This window comes from Haloarcula sp. Atlit-47R, from assembly GCF_003665985.1.
Lineage (GTDB): Archaea > Halobacteriota > Halobacteria > Halobacteriales > Haloarculaceae > Haloarcula > Haloarcula taiwanensis.
This window is the reverse complement of the sequence record NZ_QPLQ01000050.1, coordinates 1-498: the sequence shown is the minus strand read 5'-3', so window position 1 is coordinate 498 and position 498 is coordinate 1. Positions and strand designations below refer to the sequence as shown.

General features: G+C 57.8%; 1 protein-coding gene. It reads left to right on the top strand.

Annotated features, from left to right (window positions below):
- Positions 1-127: 127 nt before the first annotated feature.
- The coding region (locus DVK00_RS20810) for an FAD-dependent oxidoreductase (RefSeq protein ID WP_121578517.1) at positions 128-498 on the top strand (371 nt) is incomplete at its 3' end.

The window sequence follows — 498 nt, the reverse complement described above, 5'->3', positions numbered from 1 at the left end:
GGGCCGCAACGGATCGCATTGAGACGCGATGGGCTGTTCGACCACCCCGGAGATGGAGAGCCACGACGAACCAGTCATATTCACCTAATGCCATGGCTTTAACACTATCCTTCTGCAACGACTGACTATGCGATCGAGCAGTACACAGTACGACGTCATAGTCATGGGTGTCGGCGGTATCGGTAGTGCAGCCGTCTACCATCTAGCACGACGAGGACTCGATGTCTTAGGGTTAGACCAGTACAATATCCCGAACTCCATCGGCTCATCACACGGTGACTCGCGGTTGATCCGGCTGACGAACCACGAGGACCCCGAGTACGTCCCACACGTTCGGCGGTCAATCTCTCTGTGGGAGTCCCTAGAAGAGGAGTACGGCGAACAGCTTCTCCACCGCACAGGGACAGTCGACGCCGGCCCAGCTGACAGCGAGACTGTGCGAGGATCCCTCAAGGCTTGTACGGACTACGACCTGCCGTATGAGCATCTCTCCGCCGG